A 545-nucleotide genomic window follows, 5' to 3' on the forward strand; every position below is an offset into this window, starting at 1 on the left:
TCGCTTGCTGCCGGCGGGATCCGGAGTCGGATTCGAACGCGCGGAGCAAGGCGACGAGACGCAGGACGTCGTCCCACCCTGTCGGGGAGGCCGAGTCGACATCGTCGAGACGGGCGAGCAACTCGGTCTCGGCGGCAATCCGCTCTCGCGTGTGCCGGATCAACTCCTGCACCAACTCGGCGGGAGCGAAGTCCGGTTCTCGTAACGCGCGTCCGACCTCGTTCAGCGACAGACCGAGGCTTCGGAGACTCTCCACATGGAACAGCGTCCGGAGGTCGTCCTCGGTGTATTCGCGGTAACCGCCGGACGTGCGGCCCGTCGGAGTCACGAGGCCCAGGCGGTCGTAGTGGCGCAGCATGCGGCTGCTGACGCCGGACCTTCGCGAGACCTCGCCGATCAGCATCGTGTCACTCCCGGATCCCGTCCGCGCCGAGCGCGGCGACCCGCTTCGCGGTCTCCAGCGAGAGGACGAACGCGCTGTCGGGATCCACACGGATCCGCTCGGTGGCCTCGGCGTGGGCGCGGACACGAGGATCGGGACTGCC

At 68.8% G+C, this 545-nt stretch carries 1 protein-coding gene and 1 pseudogene; both read right to left on the reverse strand.

The window, feature by feature from the left end:
- On the reverse strand, nt 1–403 hold a 403-nt coding region (locus R1101_RS0125240; protein ID WP_016935857.1), incomplete at its 3' end, for a MerR family transcriptional regulator.
- Between the two features lie 4 nt (nt 404–407).
- A pseudogene (locus R1101_RS30060) lies at nt 408–545 on the reverse strand (HEAT repeat domain-containing protein); the annotation flags it as partial.

It is taken from the genome of Rhodococcus sp. R1101, from assembly GCF_000278445.1.
Lineage (GTDB): Bacteria > Actinomycetota > Actinomycetes > Mycobacteriales > Mycobacteriaceae > Rhodococcus > Rhodococcus gordoniae.